Source organism: Brevibacterium sp. Z349TD_9 (assembly GCF_056173565.1).
Genome location: NZ_CM149680.1, coordinates 3,057,499 through 3,077,924, shown reverse-complemented (window position 1 = coordinate 3,077,924; position 20,426 = coordinate 3,057,499). Strand labels below are relative to the sequence as shown.

At 62.4% G+C, this 20,426-nt stretch carries 15 protein-coding genes; 11 read left to right on the top strand and 4 right to left on the bottom strand.

Annotated features, from left to right (window positions below; translation table 11 throughout):
* Nucleotides 1-40: 40 nt before the first annotated feature.
* Together AC0VYB_RS14300 and AC0VYB_RS14295 are read right to left on the bottom strand one after the other, a co-directional pair.
* Nucleotides 41-709, bottom strand: a complete 669-nt coding sequence (locus tag AC0VYB_RS14300; protein WP_259801075.1) for an HdeD family acid-resistance protein — start codon at nucleotides 707-709, stop codon at nucleotides 41-43.
* A 150-nt stretch (nucleotides 710-859) separates the two neighbouring features.
* Nucleotides 860-1,987 carry a magnesium and cobalt transport protein CorA gene (locus AC0VYB_RS14295; protein ID WP_238614668.1) on the bottom strand — a complete coding sequence of 376 codons (1,128 nt, stop codon included), beginning with the start codon at nucleotides 1,985-1,987 and terminating at the stop codon, nucleotides 860-862.
* Nucleotides 1,988-2,104: 117 nt separating this feature from the next.
* Between AC0VYB_RS14295 and AC0VYB_RS14290 the strand changes: the two genes are divergently transcribed.
* The 6 genes from AC0VYB_RS14290 to AC0VYB_RS14265 all read left to right on the top strand — a co-directional run bounded on the left by AC0VYB_RS14290 (nucleotide 2,105) and on the right by AC0VYB_RS14265 (nucleotide 10,962).
* A complete protein-coding gene (locus tag AC0VYB_RS14290; protein ID WP_475384774.1) occupies nucleotides 2,105-3,355 on the top strand; it encodes a CDP-glycerol glycerophosphotransferase family protein in 1,251 nt (416 codons plus the stop codon).
* Between the two features lie 121 nt (nucleotides 3,356-3,476).
* Nucleotides 3,477-3,866 carry a glycerol-3-phosphate cytidylyltransferase gene (tagD, locus tag AC0VYB_RS14285; RefSeq protein ID WP_475385268.1) on the top strand — a complete coding sequence of 130 codons (390 nt, stop codon included), beginning with the start codon at nucleotides 3,477-3,479 and terminating at the stop codon, nucleotides 3,864-3,866.
* 48 nt (nucleotides 3,867-3,914) lie between these two features.
* Nucleotides 3,915-5,303 carry a glycosyltransferase family 2 protein gene (locus AC0VYB_RS14280; protein WP_475384773.1) on the top strand — a complete coding sequence of 463 codons (1,389 nt, stop codon included), beginning with the start codon at nucleotides 3,915-3,917 and terminating at the stop codon, nucleotides 5,301-5,303.
* Between the two features lie 215 nt (nucleotides 5,304-5,518).
* Entirely contained in the window at nucleotides 5,519-6,280 is a 762-nt protein-coding gene (locus tag AC0VYB_RS14275) for a CDP-alcohol phosphatidyltransferase family protein (protein ID WP_475385267.1), read from the top strand.
* The gene (locus tag AC0VYB_RS14270; protein WP_475384772.1) at nucleotides 6,277-7,200 is read left to right on the top strand and encodes a glycosyltransferase family 2 protein; all 924 of its coding nucleotides are present in this window, start codon (nucleotides 6,277-6,279) and stop codon (nucleotides 7,198-7,200) included. The genes AC0VYB_RS14275 and AC0VYB_RS14270 overlap by 4 nt, the downstream gene beginning before the upstream one ends.
* A gap of 63 nt (nucleotides 7,201-7,263) precedes the next feature.
* Nucleotides 7,264-10,962, top strand: a complete 3,699-nt coding sequence (locus AC0VYB_RS14265) for a bifunctional glycosyltransferase/CDP-glycerol:glycerophosphate glycerophosphotransferase (protein WP_475384771.1) — start codon at nucleotides 7,264-7,266, stop codon at nucleotides 10,960-10,962.
* Between the two features lie 53 nt (nucleotides 10,963-11,015).
* Here AC0VYB_RS14265 and AC0VYB_RS14260 read toward each other — a convergent pair whose 3' ends face one another.
* Nucleotides 11,016-12,536, bottom strand: a complete 1,521-nt coding sequence (locus AC0VYB_RS14260; RefSeq protein WP_475384770.1) for a glycosyltransferase family protein — start codon at nucleotides 12,534-12,536, stop codon at nucleotides 11,016-11,018.
* A 182-nt stretch (nucleotides 12,537-12,718) separates the two neighbouring features.
* Nucleotides 12,719-14,017, bottom strand: a complete 1,299-nt coding sequence (locus AC0VYB_RS14255; RefSeq protein ID WP_475384769.1) for a CDP-glycerol glycerophosphotransferase family protein — start codon at nucleotides 14,015-14,017, stop codon at nucleotides 12,719-12,721.
* Nucleotides 14,018-14,182: 165 nt separating this feature from the next.
* Between AC0VYB_RS14255 and AC0VYB_RS14250 the strand changes: the two genes are divergently transcribed.
* Genes AC0VYB_RS14250 through AC0VYB_RS14230 form a run of 5 tightly spaced genes read left to right on the top strand, consistent with a single transcriptional unit; the run spans nucleotide 14,183 to nucleotide 20,363 of the window.
* Nucleotides 14,183-15,247 carry a TetR family transcriptional regulator gene (locus tag AC0VYB_RS14250; RefSeq protein WP_475384768.1) on the top strand — a complete coding sequence of 355 codons (1,065 nt, stop codon included), beginning with the start codon at nucleotides 14,183-14,185 and terminating at the stop codon, nucleotides 15,245-15,247.
* Complete coding sequence (locus tag AC0VYB_RS14245) at nucleotides 15,244-16,791, top strand: ABC transporter substrate-binding protein (protein ID WP_475384767.1); 1,548 nt, start codon at nucleotides 15,244-15,246, stop codon at nucleotides 16,789-16,791. The genes AC0VYB_RS14250 and AC0VYB_RS14245 overlap by 4 nt, the downstream gene beginning before the upstream one ends.
* Nucleotide 16,792: 1 nt before the next feature.
* Nucleotides 16,793-17,746 (top strand): ABC transporter permease, encoded by a 954-nt coding sequence (locus tag AC0VYB_RS14240; protein ID WP_475384766.1) that lies wholly within the window; start codon nucleotides 16,793-16,795, stop codon nucleotides 17,744-17,746.
* Nucleotides 17,743-18,651, top strand: a complete 909-nt coding sequence (locus AC0VYB_RS14235) for an ABC transporter permease (RefSeq protein WP_475384765.1) — start codon at nucleotides 17,743-17,745, stop codon at nucleotides 18,649-18,651. The genes AC0VYB_RS14240 and AC0VYB_RS14235 overlap by 4 nt, the downstream gene beginning before the upstream one ends.
* Nucleotides 18,651-20,363 carry an ABC transporter ATP-binding protein gene (locus AC0VYB_RS14230; RefSeq protein WP_475384764.1) on the top strand — a complete coding sequence of 571 codons (1,713 nt, stop codon included), beginning with the start codon at nucleotides 18,651-18,653 and terminating at the stop codon, nucleotides 20,361-20,363. The genes AC0VYB_RS14235 and AC0VYB_RS14230 overlap by 1 nt, the downstream gene beginning before the upstream one ends.
* Nucleotides 20,364-20,426: the final 63 nt, after the last annotated feature.

Sequence of the window (20,426 nt, the reverse complement as noted above, 5' to 3'; positions counted from 1 at the left end):
CTGTACTCGCGAGCGACGCCGCCCTGTCGGGCTGTGCGCCTCAGCCGTTCATTGCGCGCTTGGCCTGCGAACGGGCCGTGAACGCCATGACGATGAGGAAGATCCCGAAGACGATGACGTAGACGCCGATGATCCACAGCAGGGCGGTGACCGCCGAAGCGGGTGAGGTGAAGACGACGATCATGACGATGATGGCGAAGATGATGTCGAGCACCCCGAGGAGCTTCGACCAGCCTCGGAACGCCTTGGACGCGAGCGTGAAGATTCCACGAACGAGCATTCCGAAGGCCATCAGCCAGAGGATGACTATCCCGGAGGCGATGGCGAACGTGAGCGGGGCGATGAAGATCGCGATGCCGGCGATGATGTAGACGATTCCGGCGACGAGCTCCCACCCCCACGACAGACCCTGCTTGCGGGCCGTGTTCGCGTTGACGATTGTGAGGATGCCGTCGACGACGAGCCACGCTCCGATCCAGATGCCGACGACGACGGCGACCGCCTCGGGGGCGAGGAAGATGAGGAGTCCGAAGAGGATCGCAAGGATGCCGCGCAGGAGCACGACCCAGAACACTCCGCGCCCGAGATCGGTGAGGAGCGAACGGGCGGAGTCCGTCGGATCAGGTCTGCTGGTGGCCGGACCGTTACCGGGTGTCGAGTCCGAACTCGGGTAGTCGGAGGATTCGGGGCTGTTCGGGGAGGTGGTCATCACCGCTCCTAGGGGTCGGGGAAGTGCTGGGGGGAGTCCATTATCATCCCTGCAGGAGCCCATTGCAAGGATCATTGAGGTGTTCTGCACCGGAAGCGTCAGCTCCCCAAGCGGATGATTCAGCAGAACGTCACGGTCGCGGGGGCGTGGTCACATCCATTTCTTCTTGCGGAAGACGGTGTAGAGGGTGACACTCAAGCCGATCATGAGGAGGAGTGCCATCGGATAGCCGAAGGCCCAATGGAGTTCGGGCATGTTGTCGAAGTTCATCCCGTAGACCGCACCGATGAGCGAGGGGGCGAAGAGGATCGCGGCCCACCCGGAGATCTTCTTCATGTCCTCGTTCTGCCTCTGCGCGACCAGCGTCGCATTGACGTTGAGGATCTGGGATAGGGACTCGCGCAGTTCACCCGCCTCGGCGAGGACCCTGGTGAGGTGGTCGGTGACGTCGTTGAGGTACGCCCGCAGCTCCTCGGGGATGTCGTACTTCGTCGCCCCGTTGCTCAGCGCCTGTGTGAGCCTGTTGAGATGTGTCGTCGCGTGGAGGACATCGATGACCTCCTGGCTGAGCCGATAGATGCGCTCGGCCGCTGCCGGGTCTCCGCTGAAGACCTGCCGTTCGATGCCGTCCTTGTCGTTCTGGAGACCGTCGATGACGGGGAAGTAGCCGTCGACGACGCTGTCGAGGAGGCGGTAGACGAGAGCTTCGGGCCCGAGCGAGAGCAGTCTGCGATCGGATTTCCCGATGAAGTCGACCTTGGAGAAGTGAGCGACGAGCTCATCGGTGTCTGCGGGGATGGGCTGGCCGTCGATGAAGCGACCGTCCTGGCAGATGATGACGAGGTCCTCGCCCTTCATGAGGAGGTGGAACTCGCTGAAGTCCACTTCCTCCTCGGCGTCGAGGTAGAGGGCGGACTTGAGGACGACGAAGAGCACGTCACCGTAGCGTTCGACCTTCGGTCGTTGGTCGGCGTGGAAGAGGTCCTCGACGAGGAGGGGGTGAAGTTCCCAGGTGGTGGCGATCTCCGCCAGCAGTTCAGGAGTCGAATGCGGGACGATGACCTGCGTGATCGTCCCAGGCTGGGACGAGCCCTCGGCCGCACAGCTCGCAAGCGCCTCGGCGAAGGTCGAGGACACCATCACCGTCTGCGGCTCGCTGTCGACGATCTGACGGCTGAGCAGAACCGGTGCCGGTGAGGCCGGAGTCGGTCGCTGCTTTGCGGCGGGGCGGGGCAGGCGACTGATCGGGGAAGTGGGAAGGCGGCGCGACGGTGCCATCGGGATCTCCTTGATTGGGCTCACACCCCAAACTACTCGTTCGCACCGTCCACCGCGCGGCGGGACCTGGGCAGTCGCTGAAAGGGGACCGCCGAGGCGGGCAGGCACAATGGTGCCATGACGTCCCTTCCCAAGAAGATCACCGAGAACGTACGATCCGCAGCCAAGCTGGCGAGATCGACATTCAAGGTCGGGTCCAGAATCGCTCAGGGGCGATGGACCGAATCGCGTCTGTCGGCCGACTTCGCGCCGCAGCCTTCCGACCGCTTCGTCGCCTGTGCCTACTTCGCCTCGGACATGTCGTCGGTCTACCAGCTCGAACAGTGGCTGTGGTCGTTCGACAGGCTCGCCGAACGTCTGCGGGAGGCTGGGTACGGAGACGAACCCTTCGGCATCTTCGTCCGTGACGCAGTCGTCGCGCGGCACCTGCGGGCGAAGACGCGGATGCCGGTGCGCTTCTCCCGCCTCACCAGGGGTCTCGACGCGTACATGACGTCACCGAGCCTTCGCGCCGTCTTCTACGTCAATCAGGCGACGGGCAACTTCCAGGCCCTGAAGTTCCCGCGACCCGCTCACGTCCACCTCAGCCATGGGGAGAGCGAGAAGATCTCGATGATCTCGAATCAGCTCAAGGCCTATGACTTCATCTTCACGGCAGGGCCGGCAGCCCGGGCGCGGATAGCGAGGACGCTCATCGGCATCGACGACGATCGGATGATCGACGTCGGGCGACCCCCGCTCGATCGTCCGCGAACGGTGCCAGGCGCGTGGGGCGACTTCGCGCAGACGGCACCACGCGGCCGTGTGGTCTTCTGGGCCCCGACATGGGAGGGAGACTCCCCGTCTATGGCCTATGGAACACTCCCGACGAGCGGGCTGGCGATCGCCGACTCCCTGCTGAAGGCAGGACACCGAGTGATCTTCCGGCCGCACCCGCGCACCGGCGTCCTCGACCGACGTTTCGCGGATGCGTTGGAGTCTGTGACACGCCGCCTTGAGGGCGACCCGCGCGGCTTCGTCGACGGGTCCCCAGCCGTCTCGTGGCAACTCGATGTCGCCGATGCCGCGGTGTTCGAGATGTCATCCGTCGCCTTCGACTGGCTGTCGACGAACAAGCCCCTGATCATGATCGCACCCACGCGCGCCGAGGCTGAGGTCCTCGACGACGGTCTGTTCGATCGCGTGCCCACCGTCGATCCGAGGGAAGCCGGCGCGGTCGGAGAGCTCATCACCGCAACGGAGGGCGATCCGGGCACGAGTGACCACTACCTCGGCGACACGAATGAAGGTGCTCAGATCTCCCGCTTCATCGCAGCCGCGGAGCGTGTCATCGACAGCCGGTCGACGCAGTCTAAGGCCCGGGCTTAGGTGCCGAGTTCCGAATTCAGCCGCGAGGTAACGGACTGGTAAAATTGCGGTGAAATTCTAGATTCTGATGGAACCTGTCCGTTCTCTGCGCTGGTTCCTCGACAGTTGGGAACCGAAACCGATGCGCCGAGTCATCACCTATGGCACGTTCGACCTCCTGCACTATGGTCACATCCGGTTGCTGCAGCGGTGCAAGGAACAGGGCGACTACCTCGTCGTCGCCCTCTCGAGCGACGAGTTCAATGCGGGCAAGGGCAAGAAGTCGTACTTCACGTTCGAAGAGCGCAAGCGCATGCTCGAGGCCATCCGCTACGTCGACCTCGTCATCCCCGAGGACAACTGGGAGCAGAAGGTCACCGACGTGGACAAGTACCACATCGACACCTTCGTCATGGGCGATGATTGGGAAGGGAAGTTCGACTTCCTCAAGGACAAGGTCGACGTCGTCTACCTTCCCCGCACCCCGGAGATCTCGACCACGCGGATCAAGTCCGAACTCGGCAAGTCCTGACAGCCGACACTCTCCGCCTCTCTCAATCCCCGTTTCAGAGACGAGTACATGAGCACTCCCATCCGCGTCAGCGTGATAACATCCATCTTCAATGCTGAGCCCTTCCTTCCTGAATTCCTCGAGAGCTTCCTCTCCCAGACCCTGGGGCCGGAAGCGACAGAGCTCATCGCCGTCGATGACGGTTCGACCGACGGCAGCGGAGCGCTGCTCGATGAGTTCGCGGATCGCCACGACAACATCACGGTCATCCACCAGGAGAACTCCGGATGGCCGGGAAAGCCCCGGAACGTCGGTCTCGACGCCGCGCGGGGGGACTATGTGTTCTTCGCGGATCCCGATGACGAATTCGGCGGTCCCGAAGCGCTCGAGAGGCTCGTCGACTTCGCCGACGAGCACGGCAGCGACGTCGTCGTTCCGAAGATGGTGCCGAAGGGGAACCGTGCGTACGCCCAATGGCGGTACAAGACGACCCAAATCGACGCTGATCTTGTCACCTGTTTCACGACGCTGACTCCGCAGAAGCTGTTCCGCCGTTCCTTCCTGACGGCAGAGGGGATCCGGTTCCCAGAGGAGAAGGTTCGGCTCGAAGACGGCCAGTTCCTCTCACGGGCCTATCTGCTCGCCGACCGGGTGTCGATCCTCACCGGATATGACTTCTACTGCATCATCCACCATCCGGAACAGCGCCATCTGAGCAGCCGGGCCGTCGACCCCGAGAACTACATCGGATCGGTCGCAGTGATGAGCGAGAACGTCGAGAATCTCTGCAGTGACGACGACCTCGCCGACCGGATCATCAACGAGATCTATTTCAGGAAGGTGCTCGCCAACTTCACGAACTCGCGAGTGGCCGGACACTCACCCGCTCTGCGACAGGCGTGGCTGGAGAACCAGCAGACCTTCGTCGACCGGTTCATCACCGACAGCCGCTACGCAAAGATGAACGACGTTTCACGCGTTCGCACTGATCTCGTCCGCTCCGGCGACCTGAAGGCCATTGTCACCTACGCGTCGGCAGGACAGGTCGACTTCCTGTTCGACTCTGCGAGCAGCTCACAGGGTGCTATCGAGCTGAGAGGGGAGCTCAGCACACCGCTGGACGATGCGCGTCTCGTCGTCACCGAGCGGGATTCGCCGGGAAAGGGCATCGAGCTGCCGATGGTCGTCGAGGGCACTGCTGCCTCAGTGACGGTGCCCAGACCCGTTCTCCGACGGTCGGACGCGACCCGCAGATTCGATCTGTGGCTGTCCCCTGGACGTGGTCAGCAGAACCGGAGGATCGCTGGGCCTGCCGCGCCGTTCAGCCGGCATTTCACCGATGACCGCGACATAGAGCTCTACACGACGGTGAAGGGAAACCTCAGTATCGCCGTGCGGAAGGGCATGACGGTCACGGACCGCGCCAAGCGCCGGCTCAAGCGCCTGCTGGGCCGGTGATCCAGGAGCCGAAGCATCCGAAGCAGAGCGTCCGCGAGAGCCGCAAACGTGCACCCGCACACGTTTCGTACCCCCGCGGGTGAACAATGGGTAAAATCGACGGGAACTGTTCTGTGCCGAACCGAGCCGAGGAAGAGAGGGAGCGTGTGAGCACTCGTCAGCAGACTTCGCACCCGACCCTGTCCGAACTCCGTGCGAAGGCACAACCGTCTGAAGTGCGGAACAGGAAGAACGCCGAGCACTGGACTGCCCAGCTTTATCTCAGGCACATTTCGATCTACTTCACCATGTTGCTCGTACGTACTCATATCACCGCAAATGGTGTGACCGGGATGATGATCGTCTCCGGCTGGTGCATCGCCGCGTCCCTCCTCGTCCCCGGCATCTGGGGAGCGGTGCTCGCAGTCTTCTTCTCGCAGGTGCAGATGTACATCGACTGCTGCGACGGCGAAGTCGCCCGATGGCGGGGGACCAGCGGTGCGAAGGGAGTGTTCCTCGACAAGGTCGGTCATTATACGACTGAGGGCCTTGTCGCCTTCGCTCTCGGAGCCAGAGCAGTCGGCGAATGGTCGAACCTGCAGACCGACCCCGGTGGCACCTACCCGTATCTGCTCGCCGGTTCGATGCTCGCCTCCTTGGTGCTGCTCAACAAGGCCCTCAACGACATGGTCCATGTCTCCCGCGCCTTCAACGGCCTCGACAAGCTCGCCGACTCCCAGGCGGCGACCGCACTCAACCCCGGCGTCACGGCCAAGCTCAAGCGCGCCGCCCGATTCGTTCCGTTCCACCGGATCTATCATTCCGTCGAGCTGTCCCTGCTTGCCCTGGCCTCGAGCATCGTCACCGCGATCATCGTCCCCCTCGGCGCGGCTCCGCTGACAGGCGAACGGTGGCTCGTCATCGCCCTAGTTCCCCTGTGCCTGCTCTCGGTAATCGGCCACTTCATGTCGATCATGGCATCAAAGAGGCTGTCATGACCGAGTCCTCCCGCATCCTCGCTCAACGCTTCGAAGCGAACCGGAAGTACACGTTCGGCGTCGTCGTGCTCACTCAGGGCAAACGGCTCGAAGAGCTCAATCGCGGCTTCGACTCACTCCTCGCACAGAAGGGTGTCGAACTCGACATCGTCTGTGTGGGCAACGGCTGGGATCCTCGGGGAATTCCGCCCGCGGTCAAGCGACTTGGGTTGCCGGAGAACCTCGGCATCCCCGCCGGCCGCAACGCCGGAGTGCCGCACGTCAAGGGTGAGTTCCTCTTCTTCCTCGACGACGACGCATGGCTGCCCGACGACACGACTCTCATGCGCATGGCTCAACTCATGCGAACCAAGCCCAAGATCGGCCTCGTCCAGCCCCGCGTCGAGGAGCCCGGCGGGCCAGCCTCTCCGAAGCGGTGGATTCCGCGCCTGAAGAAGGGCGAGGCCGACCACTCGTCCAATGTCTTCTCCGTTTGGGAGGGCGCCGTGTGCATGCAGCGCAAGGCCTTCGACGAATGCGGAGGATGGCCTGCGACCTTCTGGTACGCCCACGAGGGCATCGAGCTGGCCTGGCGGGTCTGGGATGCCGGATACTCGGTGTGGTATATGGGCGATCTCGCCGTCGCCCACCCGGTGATGGACCCGAGCCGCCACGACGAGTACTTCTACATGAACGCTCGCAACCGTGTGTGGCTGGCCAGGCGGAACCTGCCGTGGCCCTTCAATTGGATGTACGTCGGTTCATGGACGCTCATGCAGTGCCTGAAATGGGCGAACAAGCCCGACCAGCTGCAACCGTGGTTCGAGGGCTGGCGCGACGGCTGGAAGCTTGATCCATGGAGCGAGAACGAACGGCACAAGAAGTTGTCGGGTCGCGGAGTGCTGCGCATGGCCCGGCACGGACGACCTCCCGTCGTCTGACTTTCTGTTCGAGCTGCCGACCCACCCACCACAGACCTACACCTGCCGATCAGAGGAAACTACATGCAGAGGAAAGACCTGCTTCGGACCGCCACCGACAAAGGCAGACGGCTCGCCCGTCGTCTTCCAGAGCCGGTCCGGCGGCGCGTCAACGGAACCCTCGAGTCGAATCTCCTCAAGCAGGTCATTCGCGTGGCGGTCGGAGCACAGCGACGCGAGACCGGCCCGCTGGTCACAATTGTGGTCCCCGTCTACAACGTGGCCCAGTACCTTCCGGAGTTCCTTGACTCCGTTGTGGGGCAGACGTACAAGAACCTTGAAATTCTCGTAGTTGATGATGGGTCGCCCGACGAGTCGGCCTCAATCGCCCGGCGCTGGGGGCGTTGGGACAGGCGAATCCGGGTCATTTCGAAGCAGAACGGAGGGCTGGGAGACGCGCGTAATGCGGGGTTGAGATCAGCCCGAGGAGAGTACATCACGTTCGCGGACTCGGACGATGTGCTGGCCCCGAACGGTATTCGTGCAATGGTTGAGACCATCGAAAAGTCCGGCTCCGACTTCGTCGTGGGAACGATGGTTCGAGCACAAGGTGGAAAGACCTGGTTGCCGCAGTGGACGAGGCGCGCGCACAGCACCAACCGCATCGGAATCACCGTCGATGAGTTCCCCGAGATTCTCCTCGATGTATTCGCCTGCAATAAGATCTGGAACACGGAATTCTTCAGGACGAGTGTCGGCGGCTTTCCCGTCGGAGTCGCCTACGAGGACCAGGAACCGTCAGTCAAATCCTATCTGAACGCAGCCAAGTTCGACGTTATCAAAGACCACGTCTACTATTGGCGCATCAGAGATGACGGCTCTTCGATCACTCAGCAGAAAGCCAAGATCAGCGACCTGAGGGATCGGATCAAGGTCTCTCTGGCCGTCGCCGGCCATATGACTTCGAGCAACTTGGAGGCCGTCCGCCGAGGATGGTACCGAAAGATCTTCGGCACCGACCTGATTCAGTACATCGAACAGGTGCCTCGCACAGGTCCTGAGTACTTCGAGGAACTCTGTGACGGTTACCAGGCGATCATCACCCTTTGCGAAGAGGACTTCTGGCGCGATGTCGCCACCTACCCCAAACTTGCCGCATGGTGCGTACTCAATCGGGACTACGAGTCCCTGATGGAGGTCATCGCCGGAAACATCGAACGCGGTCGTGGTTATCGGCTGTCGCGTCGTGACGGAGTGCTGTCCGCCCGCCCGATGTATCTTGATGCGCTGGTGAATCAACCGGATGATGCTGTACTCGAAATCCGCGATGAGTACCTTGATCTGGTGGCGAAGGCGACGAACATCGAATGGATTAATGAAACTGAGGTCATCATCGGCGGACATGCGTTCGTCCGCAGCGCTTTCGAACGGGCCGAGCCCACCGCGATCTCCCTTGCGCTGATCAACAGTGTCACCGGAGACCGAATGGAGATTCCGACGACTCAGATGAGTGACACGGGATTGAACGCGATCGCCCAAACCGAAGCACGCGACTGCACGAATTCGGCGTTCGAAGCACGCATTGACGTATCGGAGCTGACCTTCAACCTCGACGCAGATGCCTCCGCTGATCAAGGGGAAGCTTGGAAGGTCGCTGTAACGGTCGAATTCGGCGATGTGCGCAGGGAAGAAGTGATCAGAGACATCGCCGACGACGGCGGTGCGGCAGTTCTCGGTCACTCGGGAATGAGTGCCGCCGGCAGGGTGGTATCTCTGAGCCACGACCAGCAGGAAGGGCTTCGCTTCCGCTTAGCGCGACCTAAGACGACAGTCCGGGATCTGTCATTGCAGGGGCGAACTCTGTCCGTGTCAGTTAAGTCGCTGGTGGATTCAGAAGTGGCCAAGCTGGAGCTCCGTTCCAAGGTTGGTCGGACTGAGATCCAGGCTGCTTCCACTCGAATCGACTCCGAGGGGTTTGCCCATTTCACCGTCGAATTGCCTAGGCGATTGTCGACGGTGAAGAAGACGAAGAGAAGCCGCTGGGAAGTTCACGTCCGCCTTGCCGACGGCACTCGTCGGATGGTGCACGGTGGTCGAAGTACCGTCGTCGAAGCGTCCCAGTTGCAGCAGTCGAATCAGCTCGAGATCGACTTCGACCCGCGAGGATACGTTCGGCTCGATGAATGGCCGTCACGATTCACAGCAGAGGAAATGAAGGTTGATGGAGAGTCTCTGATCGTGGAGGGTCATTTCCTGAGTCCCAATCCGAAGCTGTACCCGACTGTGGCGCTGGTCGGAGATTCTCTCTCCGCCGAACCGTCTGAATTCGAGTGGGCCGAAGGCACCGGTGAGTACCGCGCACGGTTCGAGCTCAGTCGGAAAGATTGGTATGGCAGAACTGTATCGCTTCCGCTCGGCGTGTACGCAGTACGAGGGCAGTTGCAGGATTCTCGCGGCCAGGCTGATGGAGGACTGCTTCATGCATTCATTCCCGGTCGAAAGACGGTAGGTCTTCCGATGGAAGCCGAGACTGAGCTCTCCCGCGTGAAGATCACTCGCACTCGCAAGGCCTTCAGGCCGTGGATCAGAGTGCTTCCTGCGCTTCGCAAGCATGAACTTGGCCTGGTCAATCGCAGACAGATGATCGACAACGCCCAAGCGCGCAAGGCCGCCGACGGACTCAGCGACTCCATCGTCTTCGAAAGCTACCATGGCAAACAGATCTCAGACAGCTGTCGCGCGCTTTTCGACTGGGTCGTAGCCGAACGGCCCGATCTGACCTGCTACTGGTCAATCTCATCGAACAGTGTCTCCGTTCCCAAGGGTGCGACCGCGATTGTCCAGGGTTCTCAAGAGTGGTTCGACGTGATGTACACAAGCAGATATCTCGTCAACAACAGCAACTTCCCGGGATACTTCAGGATTGGTCCTGATCAGAAGTACCTGCAGACCTGGCACGGCACACCGATGAAGAAGATCGCTGAGGATATGCCGCCGGCAAATCTCTCCCTGGGCTACCGAGTGCTGATGCGCCGCGAGGCGAAGGCTTGGGGAGCTCTGCTGGCGCAGAATGATTTCGCTGCAAGAACACTTCCTGCCGCGTTCCGATACGAGGGTACGACACTGGATCTCGGTTACCCGAGGAATGATGTCCTTGTAGGTGAGGCCGCACAGCGAGCTCGAGAAGTTACTCGAAATCGCTTGGGAATCGGCACCGACGACTTCGTTGTCGTGTATGCGCCGACGTTCCGGGACGACGCGAAGGCCGCCGGAGGTGGCTACGCCTTTGAGAGCGAACTCGACATCGATCGCCTCCTCGCAGATCTGCCCGACCGATCCGTGGTGCTGGTCAGGGGTCACGCGAACACGACAGGTGCCAATTCCTGGTCTGACAGCGATCGTGTCATCGATGTCAGTACCTACGGTGAGATCAGTGAGCTCTTCGCAGCCAGCGATGCGTTGATCACTGACTATTCCTCCATGATGTTCGACTACATTGTGACTCGAAAGCCTCTCCTTTTCTACGTCCCGGATCTGGAGGAGTACGAGAATTCGACACGAGGCTTCTATCTCAGCTTCAGCGAGATCTGTCCCGGCCCTATGCACAGGGACACGAAAGGACTGGCAGTCGATCTCAATCGAGCCAGTCGTGATCCGGAATCATTCATCGACGCTCGCTACACCGAATTCGCCGTTGCCTTCGCGCCGCACGATGACGGTCATGCAACGGAGCGAGTGGTCGAGGCGTTGCGGGAACGCGGCTGGTTCGGCGCCCCATCGTGACACTCCGCTTCAACGCCGCAATTACAGGTCGGATCAAAATCAGCGGGTCGAGGTCAACCCCGCCGAAGTCGTCGAAATGCCTTCGACATCTGGAGCTTGACTCCGGATTCGCGGCTTGATTCGCTTGTCGCGGCCGGAGTATGTCGCTGTAGCAGCTCGATGATTGTCTGTATTTCGGCAGTCGCGAACTTCGCGATATCGACGGGGGCAAGATGCACAGGCCACCAATTAACCTCGTAGTGACGATCAGAATTGTTGAAGTGCGGAAACCGTGAGTCCATCACCCCACGTAAATCAACTCCTGCGTCGCCTTTCTCCCGAGTCACCAAGGTGAGAGTCAACCGCTCACGTGAAAGTCGCAATTCGAATGCGAGCCGTCCGAAGGGTGAAATCATGAAGTCGGCCACGAACACTTCTGGCTTCCAGAACCATAGTTTCTTCATCCCGTCGTTCTTCCATCGCTGGAAATAGACCTCTTCGATGAGCGCGTCGAATGCGAATTCTGCCTGTTCTGCTTCGGAAGGACGCTCTCCCGCTATGCTCCTCGGATAGTTTGACACCCCCGCAAAGGTGTCACTCAGCAGCTCTTTGAGCTGGCGGTCTATGACAAACTGGGGGGAGTAATCCGGAAGGCGGCCAGAGCGGCTCCATTTCCAGTTTGTGGTGATTCCCTTGAAATGTCTATGAGTGATTTCGGGAGTTTTCGCGTGAGAGGCTCCACCGATGCTGTGGGTCTTCCATTGCGTGGCATCGGCGATTCGTGAAGTAAGCGCACTCCATTTCCGAGTGGTCGGATGAGCGTGGGGGTCGGTGTAGTAGAAGTCGCGGAACCTCGGAACGGTGCTGTCTGAACGGGGCGTGTCTTCCACCCACGCTCCCGAATACGACAGGTAATCGGCCGGATACGACGTCGCTACGTCAAGGATCGGGGTGTTCTGATTGACGAGCAGAAGTTCATCGATGTCGTGTGCGATGACGAACTTCGACTCGCTGAGATACTTCCACCGCGCGTGCTCATTGATACCGTACTCGCAGAAATCCGAATCCCAGGGGCGTTCGACCGGGCCGTTCCATTTGCCGCCCTGGGGGCCGAATTTGAACGGCCAGTCGACGACGACTGAGACATCGGCACCGCCTGCCGCGACGGCATTCGACAGATCTTCGAGTGAGTAGTCGGTGGAGTTGTTGTCATAGATGACCACTCCATCGACGTGGTGATTCCTTACATAGAATCTCACCCAGTCAGTGATCCATTGGAGCTCATTGTTTTTCGATTTGGTGACGAGGACAATCCTGTCTTTGAACGCACCAGTCCGTGAATCGCTTATCGGAAGTACAAAGGTCTGTCCGGCGAGCACCAAGGTGATTGAGTCTGCAGACTCTGGCAATCCACGAATAACGACGTGGCTTGTGCGGTCCAGTTCGCGCACGTCGATTTCCGCATCTTCGACAGCTTCTCGGAGCGATTCAAGCACGGGCTCCTGCAGGTTGAACAGCGGAGGGCCCGAGAGGTGCACAGCGTCGCCAACCCGGTAGCAATCGTAGAAGATGGTCTCAGCGTCGAAGTTCTCCATATAGGTGTCCTCGCGATGCTCAGGCGCCCGCGGTGGATTCCGCTGAAGAGACGCTTCGTCTGTGGCGAGCGAATTCACTGAGTCTACGGATGAGACTGATTGATTGTGCACGTTAGGTTCGTCCTCTGGGATCTGAGTAGCTCTTCGAAGGATTCGAGTCGTTCGGCCCGTGATCTCAACGTTCAAGTGGTTGCGCCAGGCTTTGGGCGTTCGCCCGATCGTGAGCGCACAAGCTGGTCTATGGTATCGATGAATAATCTGACGGAATCTCCAGGCAATCGATCTCCGAAATAGAACTGCCGAGTCTCATTCCTGACCGATTGGCGGTCATCGTCGATCAGCGCCTGTTCGATGACTGCGCTGAACTCACCCTGGTTGGACGAGGAGAGGACCGGCGTCGCCCTTGTCACCGGGGCGTCGTCGTGAAGCGCGTCTCCTCGTCCCCGCCTGTCTGTCACAATGAGCGGGGCGTCAGGGCGGAGATACAGAAAGTCGAGGCCAACGCTTGAGATATCGGTGACAAGAAGATCGACGTCGGCGAACATCGGCAGGATGTCGCCTTGCATTGAGACGACGTGCTGCTCGTCGTCATCGCTGGCCTCTGAGTTCGCAGCGTCGATCAGCTCTCGGATGCGTGCATCCGCCGCGACAATTGCTGGGTCGTCGGAGGTTTCGACTCGGGGGTGAGGCTTATAGACGACGCGAGAGTTCGGAACAGTGAGCATCGCTTCGACGATGGACACCCCGAACAGGTCGAGTGAGGTGTAGTTGTTCGCCTCGTTCTCGCCTTCCCAGGTGGGAGCGTACATCACTGTGCGCTTCGGGGTTGGCGGCAGAGTTGACACCAGTTCGATGTCGAGCTGTGGCCTACCCACTTCGACGAGCTTGTTGAAGTCGAACTCGATGAGGGCCTTCTTGTGGCGTTCGATTGCCGCAGGTCCAGCCACGAAGACACGGTCGTAGGCTTTGACCTGGTTCGACACCATCGAGAGTTTGTCGCTCTCGCCGTGGTTGAGATGTACGTGAACCATCGGCGCATAGCCCAGCGACTGGAAGTTGCGCACGCCGTTGTTGACGTAGAGCGCGACCTTTGGGTCGAGTTCGAAGTAGAAGTCCTGGAGGGGATCGAACTGACGCTTGAGTACGAGGGGCAGGTTTGTGACTTTGCGCAGTGCCTGCAACGAACCCGGGTCTCTCAGAACTATCGCAACTCTGTTGGTGCGGTCGAGCTTCTCGAAGATGGGAATCCACTGGAGAATCTGATACAGCTTCGCTCTTCCGTCGCCGAAGTAGGCGATGATCGGAGTGTCGAGGCCGGTGCCGTCGAACTCGGCTTCGAGCCGTTCGATCGCCTTCGCGCCGCGGATCCAGCGACTGGTCGCCTGCCACGGCTGCGAATTGAGCGCCGACAATGCAGCCGCTCGCACCCACCGTTTGACGGGAGGCCTCTTCGCGGTCAGCTTCTTCAGACCCGAGCGCATATGGTCTCCCATCCTTCCGATGTTCCCGATTGCTCCCGAAATTCTAGTGCATCGCACCTGCTCGGACGGCGAACGGAACACAAGTGACCCGATCGAGACCGGCTGAAACTGTATTGTGTCCTAGTAACTCTTGCCAAAATCGCAACACGCGTGCAGACTGGGGGAATGTTCGGCGGCAAAGAGGCAGCGGACGGCGATCAGGCCGGACTCGGCACACGTGTGCGCGCCGCAATCCGCCGGGCGGGGATCAACCACAGCGAAGTCGCCCGCAGCATCGGACTCGAACCGAGCAAGCTCTCGAAATCGCTGGCAGGCACACGGAAGTTCCGCGTCGAGGAGATCACAAGGATCGCCGAGATCACCGACGTCACCACCGACTGGCTCACCCGCGGACAGGGGGAGGGACCGCCTCGGCGAACGATCACCTCGGTGCCCGCCGATTCGGTCACCCCGGTCGGGAGCGGATCCGAGCCGACCGTGTCGGCAGGGGCACGCGATCATGCGTCGCCGGCGAATGTCGGCATCGGACCCACAGCGGTCGGCGACGACGCCGACGAGACGTGGATGTCGAAAGGGACACGCAACCGGCGGCGCATCGTCGAGGTCGCGTGGGAGCTCTACGCCGACCGCGGCATCGAATCCGTGCGGGTCCACGACATCGCCGAGGCGAGCGGCCTCTCCGTCTCCGCCATCAACTACCACTTCCGCACGAAGACCCAGCTGCTCGAGGCGGCACTGCGGTACTCCCTCGAGATCATCGCCACCGCCCGGGACCTTCTCGAACCCGATGATCCCGTCGAGGTGCTCCGTCGCTTCGCCCGCGTCCATGCCGGTGTCGACCCGACGGTGCGTCGCGTCTGGTCGATCTGGATCCAGAGCTGGGCCCGCGCGGTCGTCGACGAGCGCTCTCGCCTCAATCTCACCGCCGTCTACGGCGAATGGCTCGAACTCATCACCGGCGTCGTCGTCGCCGGTCAGCGCTCCGGCCAGATCCGCGCGGGGAACACGGATCTCATGGTCAAGAGTCTGAGTACGTTCATCGACGGCCTCGGCATCGCCCGCAGCGCCCGCCAGATGACGATCAGCGACGACGATGCCCTCCACCTCATCGAAGGGTTCCTCCGCGCTCACATCCTCGTCCCCGAAGCATCCGAATCCGCCGAGGCGCCTGCGCCTCAGCCGTCCAGTCGTCCTCCCCAGGACGCAGCGTCCCAGGAAGAAGGCACATGAGCACACCGAACCGAAGACAAGCACTCGGCGCCGGACTGTCGCTGACGGCGCTCGCCGGCCTGAGTGCCTGCGGCGGGGGAGCCGTCGGCGCGATCGACGCAGGCGAACCCGTGCGCGGAGGCACCCTGCGGGTCGGCGTGACCGGCGGCAACGCCGCAGATACCGTCGACGCCCACATTCCGGTCAACAGCGGCGACGTCGCCCGCGCAGTCAACCTCTACAACGCGCTCTACGGATGGGACGATGAGGCGCAGGTGGTTCCACTGCTCGCCGAATCCTTCACCTCCAACGCCGATGCCACGGTGTGGACGTGCACCCTCAAGGAGGGACTGAAGTTCTCCGACGGCAGCGACATCACCGGCGACGATGTGAAGTTCTCCTTCGAGCGGATCACCGATCCCAAAGATCCGAAGACCGCCGCGGCGAACTTCACGATGCTCGACGAAGTGGTCCCGACCGGTGATCGGACCATCGAGTTCCGGCTCTCGGAACCCAACGGACTCTTCAACGACGCCGTCGCCGAGTACACCGCCGCGATCGTCCCCCGCGGCTACGATCCGGCGAGCCCCGTGTGCTCTGGACCCTTCAAACTCGAATCGTTCACTCCGGGGCTCTCGTCGGTGCTCGTCGCCAACGAGTACTGGTACGGCCACGACGACACCTACCTTGAGCGCGTCGAACTGCTCAACTTCAACGACACAGACGCGCTCATCAATGCGCTGCTCTCCAGCCAGGTCGATGCCATCGCCCAGATCCCCCTCGCGCTCGTCGAAGTGATCAACGCCGACGAGCGGATGAGCATCCTCAACTCCGAGACCGGAATGTGGCTGCCCTTCACGATGCGCGTCGACCGCCCGCCCTTCGACGACCCGAAGGTGCGGCAGGCATTCCGCCTGGCCGTCGATCGCGAGCAGATGATCGAGCAGGTCCTCTCCGGTTTCGGAACCCTGGGCAATGACATGTTCGGTCCGCTGAGCGAGAACTATCCCGACTTTCCGCAGCGGACCCAGGACATCCCTAAGGCGAAGCAGCTGCTCGCCGAAGCCGGGTATCCCGACGGGCTCGATGTCGAGCTCGTCACTGCCCCGATCCAGTCCGGTGCCGTCGAATCCGCTCAGGTCTTCGCGCAGCAGGCCGCGGCCGCCGGGATCAGAGTCGACATCCGCCGCGTCGACGTGACGACCTTCTTCGGAGACCAGTACCTCCAATGGGACTTCGCCCAGGACTTCTGGTACACCCGCGACTTCATGCCGCAGGTCATCGCCTGTGCGCTCGAGGAGTCTCCCTTCAACGAGACGCATTGGAACGTCCCGGAATTCAACGCCCTCTTCGATCGGGCACGCGCCATCCCTGAGGCCCCTGAGCGCCGGGACCTCGAGCACGAGCTGCAGAAGATGCTCTACGACGACGGTGGTTACATCATCTGGGGCTTCGCCAACCAGGTCGACGCCTACCAGAAGTACGTCGGAGGACTGAGACCCAATGCCACCGGCCGCCCGCTGGGCGGGTGGCGCTTCGACCGAGTATGGATCGGGAAGGTGTGACATGTTCGCCCAAGTCATCATCCGCAGGCTGATCTTCTCCGCCTTCATCCTCCTCGCCGTCTCCCTCATCGTCTTCGGCGCGACCCTCCTGCTGCCCGGAGACGCCGCCCGGGCGATCCTCGGCCAGCAGGCCACCCCCGAACGCATCGCAGCGCTCAACGAACAGCTCGGACTCAACCTCCCTGCGTGGCAGCGCTACCTCGAATGGCTCGGCGGCCTATTCGTCGGCGACTTCGGCACCTCGACCGCCACAGGCGGTCCGGTGTCCGAACTCCTCGGGGAGCGCATCGGCAACTCCTTCATCCTCATGGCCCTGGCTGCGATCATCTCCGTGCCTCTGGGCATCGGACTCGGCGTCTACTCGGCGCTGCACCGCGGCACCCGCCGTGACCAGGCCCTGACCGGGATCAGCCTTGTGCTCGCGGCGATGCCGGAGTTCGTCATCGGCATCGGCCTCATCGCGATCTTCGCCACCTCGGTGTTCCAGATCCTTCCCGCCGTCACCCTGGCACCGCCGGGCCAACCGGTGTGGACGATCCCGGCTCAGCTCGTCCTCCCCACGGCCACCCTCGTCCTCGTCGTCACTCCCTACATCGTGAGGATGATGCGGGCGACGATGATCGAAGTCCTCGATTCCGGCTTCGTCGAGATGGCCCGCCTCAAAGGCGTCCCCGAGCGCCGCGTCATTCTCCGCCACGCCCTGCCGCACGCGCTCGGTCCCGTCGCCCAGGTCATCGCGATCCAACTCGCGTGGCTGGCCGGAGGCGTCGTGGTCGTCGAGTTCCTCTTCCGCTACCCCGGCATCGGCCAGGCGCTCATCGACGCCGTGACCTACCGCGACGTCCAGGTCGTCCAGGCGATCTCGATGCTCGTCGCCGCCGTCTACGTCGTGGTCAACCTGGCTGCCGACATCGTCGGCATCCTCACCAACCCGAAACTGAGGAGCGCAGCATGAGCAGCAGCCTCGACGACATGAAGTCCTCGGCCATCGAAGCCGCGGAGGTCCCCAAGGAATCACAGACGACCTACGTCCCGTTCTCCCGCCGCGTGCTCGCGCAGAAGCAGGGACGGATCGGGCTGACGCTCACCGCGATCGTCGTCCTCTTCGCCTTCTGCGGCCCCCTGCTCCTGCCGTGGGCGACCGGGTCGACGGCCACTGAGTTCGTCGGCAAGCCGTTCTCTGCCTACGGGATCTTCGGCACCGACAACCTCGGCCGCAGTGTGCTCTCCCGGTTCCTCGCCGGCGGCTTCACGCTCATCATCTACTCCGTCCTCGCCACCGCGCTGGGCATGGTCCTCGGCGCTGCCGTGGGGATGCTCGCCGCGTACGTCGGCGGGCGCTTCGATGCGATCATCATGCGCCTCAACGACGTGCTCCTCGCGATCCCGCAGCTCGTGTTCGCGCTGCTGGCGATCACGGTGCTCGGTCCGCAGGGGTGGGTGCTCATCACTGTCATCGGCATCACGCACGCACCGCGCATCGCGCGTGTGGCGCGCTCGGCCACCCTGGGCGTCATCAACGAGGACTACATCCTCGCCGCGGAGATGTACGCGATGCCGCGAACGAAGCTCCTCGTCCGCGAGCTGCTGCCGAACATCACCGGACCGCTGAGCGTCGAAGCCGGACTGCGACTGACCTATTCGATCGGTGCGATCGCCTCGCTGTCCTTCCTCGGACTCGGCCTCCAGCCGCCCGCTGCCGACTGGGGTCTGATGATCAACGAGAACCGCATCGCCCTGAGCATTCAGCCGTGGGGCGTGCTCCTGCCGGTCATCGCGATCGCGCTGCTGACCATCGGCACCAACCTGCTCGCGGACTCCTTCGCGCGAGCCACCGCCTCGACCACAGTGGAGGAATGATGACGACGACCAATGACGTAGTCGCCCCCGACGAATCAGTGCCGAACGAGAACATCGTCCTGCGCGTGTCCGATCTGCGCATCGACACGAGCGCCGGGGACGAGATCCTCCACGGGGTGAGCTTCGCACTCGCCCGCGGTGAGATCCTCGGCCTCGTCGGGGAGTCCGGTTCGGGGAAGACGACGGCCGGTCTCGCCTGTATGGGTCACTTTCGTTCAGGACTCAAGTACGGTTCAGGGGCGGTGAGTCTGTGGCCGCGCGGTGACGACACCGCCGTTGAGGTCCTCGACCTCGACGAGGTGGCCGTGCGCTCCCTGCGGGGGTCCCGGATCGCCTACATCCCGCAGGACCCGGCGCTCTCGCTCAATCCGGCGATGCGCGTGGGCGATCAGATCCGTGAGGTCCTCGACATCCACGGCTTCGGTTCCTCCGCCGCCGAGCGGGAGGCCCGGATCTCCCAGGTTCTCGTCGATGTCGGCCTGCCCGGTGACAAGGCGTATCAGAACCGGTGGCCGCACCAGCTCTCGGGCGGACAGCAGCAGCGCATCGGCATCGCCATGGCGTTCGCCATGTACCCCGATGTGCTCATCCTCGACGAGCCGACGACCGGCCTCGACGTCTCCACCCAGGCCGTCGTCCTCGACACCATCCGCCAGATGACGGTGGCCAACGACGTCGCCGGTCTCTACATCACCCACGACCTCGCCGTCATCAAGGACATCTCCGATCGTGTGGCCGTTATGCTCCGCGGAGACCTCGTCGAGGAGGGGTCCGTCGCGCAGGTGCTCTCGAGGCCGCAGCACGACTACACGAAGATGCTCATCGCCGCCGTGCCCGACCTCGCCGGTGACAAGACGATCGGAGAGCAGTCAGGGACCGCGGTGTCGGAGTCCGAGGAGACTGTCGCGACTTCCGATTCCACGGCTTCGCGGCCCGATGACGCGACGACCCTCCTCACGGAGGCACCCCTGCTCGAGGTCTCGGACGTGGCGCTTGCGTACGGGAAGGCGCAGATCCTCGACGGCATCAACCTCGTCCTCGAACCGGGGGAGTGCACGATGCTGCTCGGGGAGTCGGGGTCGGGCAAGACGACGCTGTCCCGATGTGTGGCCGGACTCAACGACGACTACTCGGGAGCTGTGCGACTGCGCGGAGTCGAACTCGCGAAGTCGACGCGGAAGCGGACGAATGACGAGCGCATCGGCATCCAGTACGTCTTCCAGTCCCCGTTCTCCTCGCTCAACCCGCGGCGGTCGATCGGACAGTCGCTCACCGTTCCCCTCGAGATGAGCGGCGAGGGCACGGCTGCGAGCAGGAAGGCCATCGTCGAGGAGGCGCTCGACTCGGTGCGCCTGGGGCGGTCGTTCTACCACCGGCGTCCTGGTGATCTCTCCGGTGGGGAACGGCAGAGGGCGGCGATCGCCAGAGCGCTCGTCAACGCACCGTCGGTGCTCGTCTGCGATGAGATCACCTCGGCGCTCGATGTCAGTGTCCAAGCGTCGATCATCGGGCTGCTGCGCACCCTGCGGGCCGAACGGCAGCTCGCGATGCTCTTCGTCACGCACAACATCGCGCTCTCGCGTCACATCGCCGACAACCTCGCCGTCCTCAACAAGGGCGTCATCGTCGACTACGGGTCCGCGGACGCCGTGCTCGAGAATCCGCAGCACGAGTACACGAAGTCCCTCATCGCCGACGTGCCGACGTTCTGAGGACGGGCGGCTCACCGGTGGCCGCGGGGTCAGGCGGTAGGGCCGAGGATCCGGCCGTGCCGC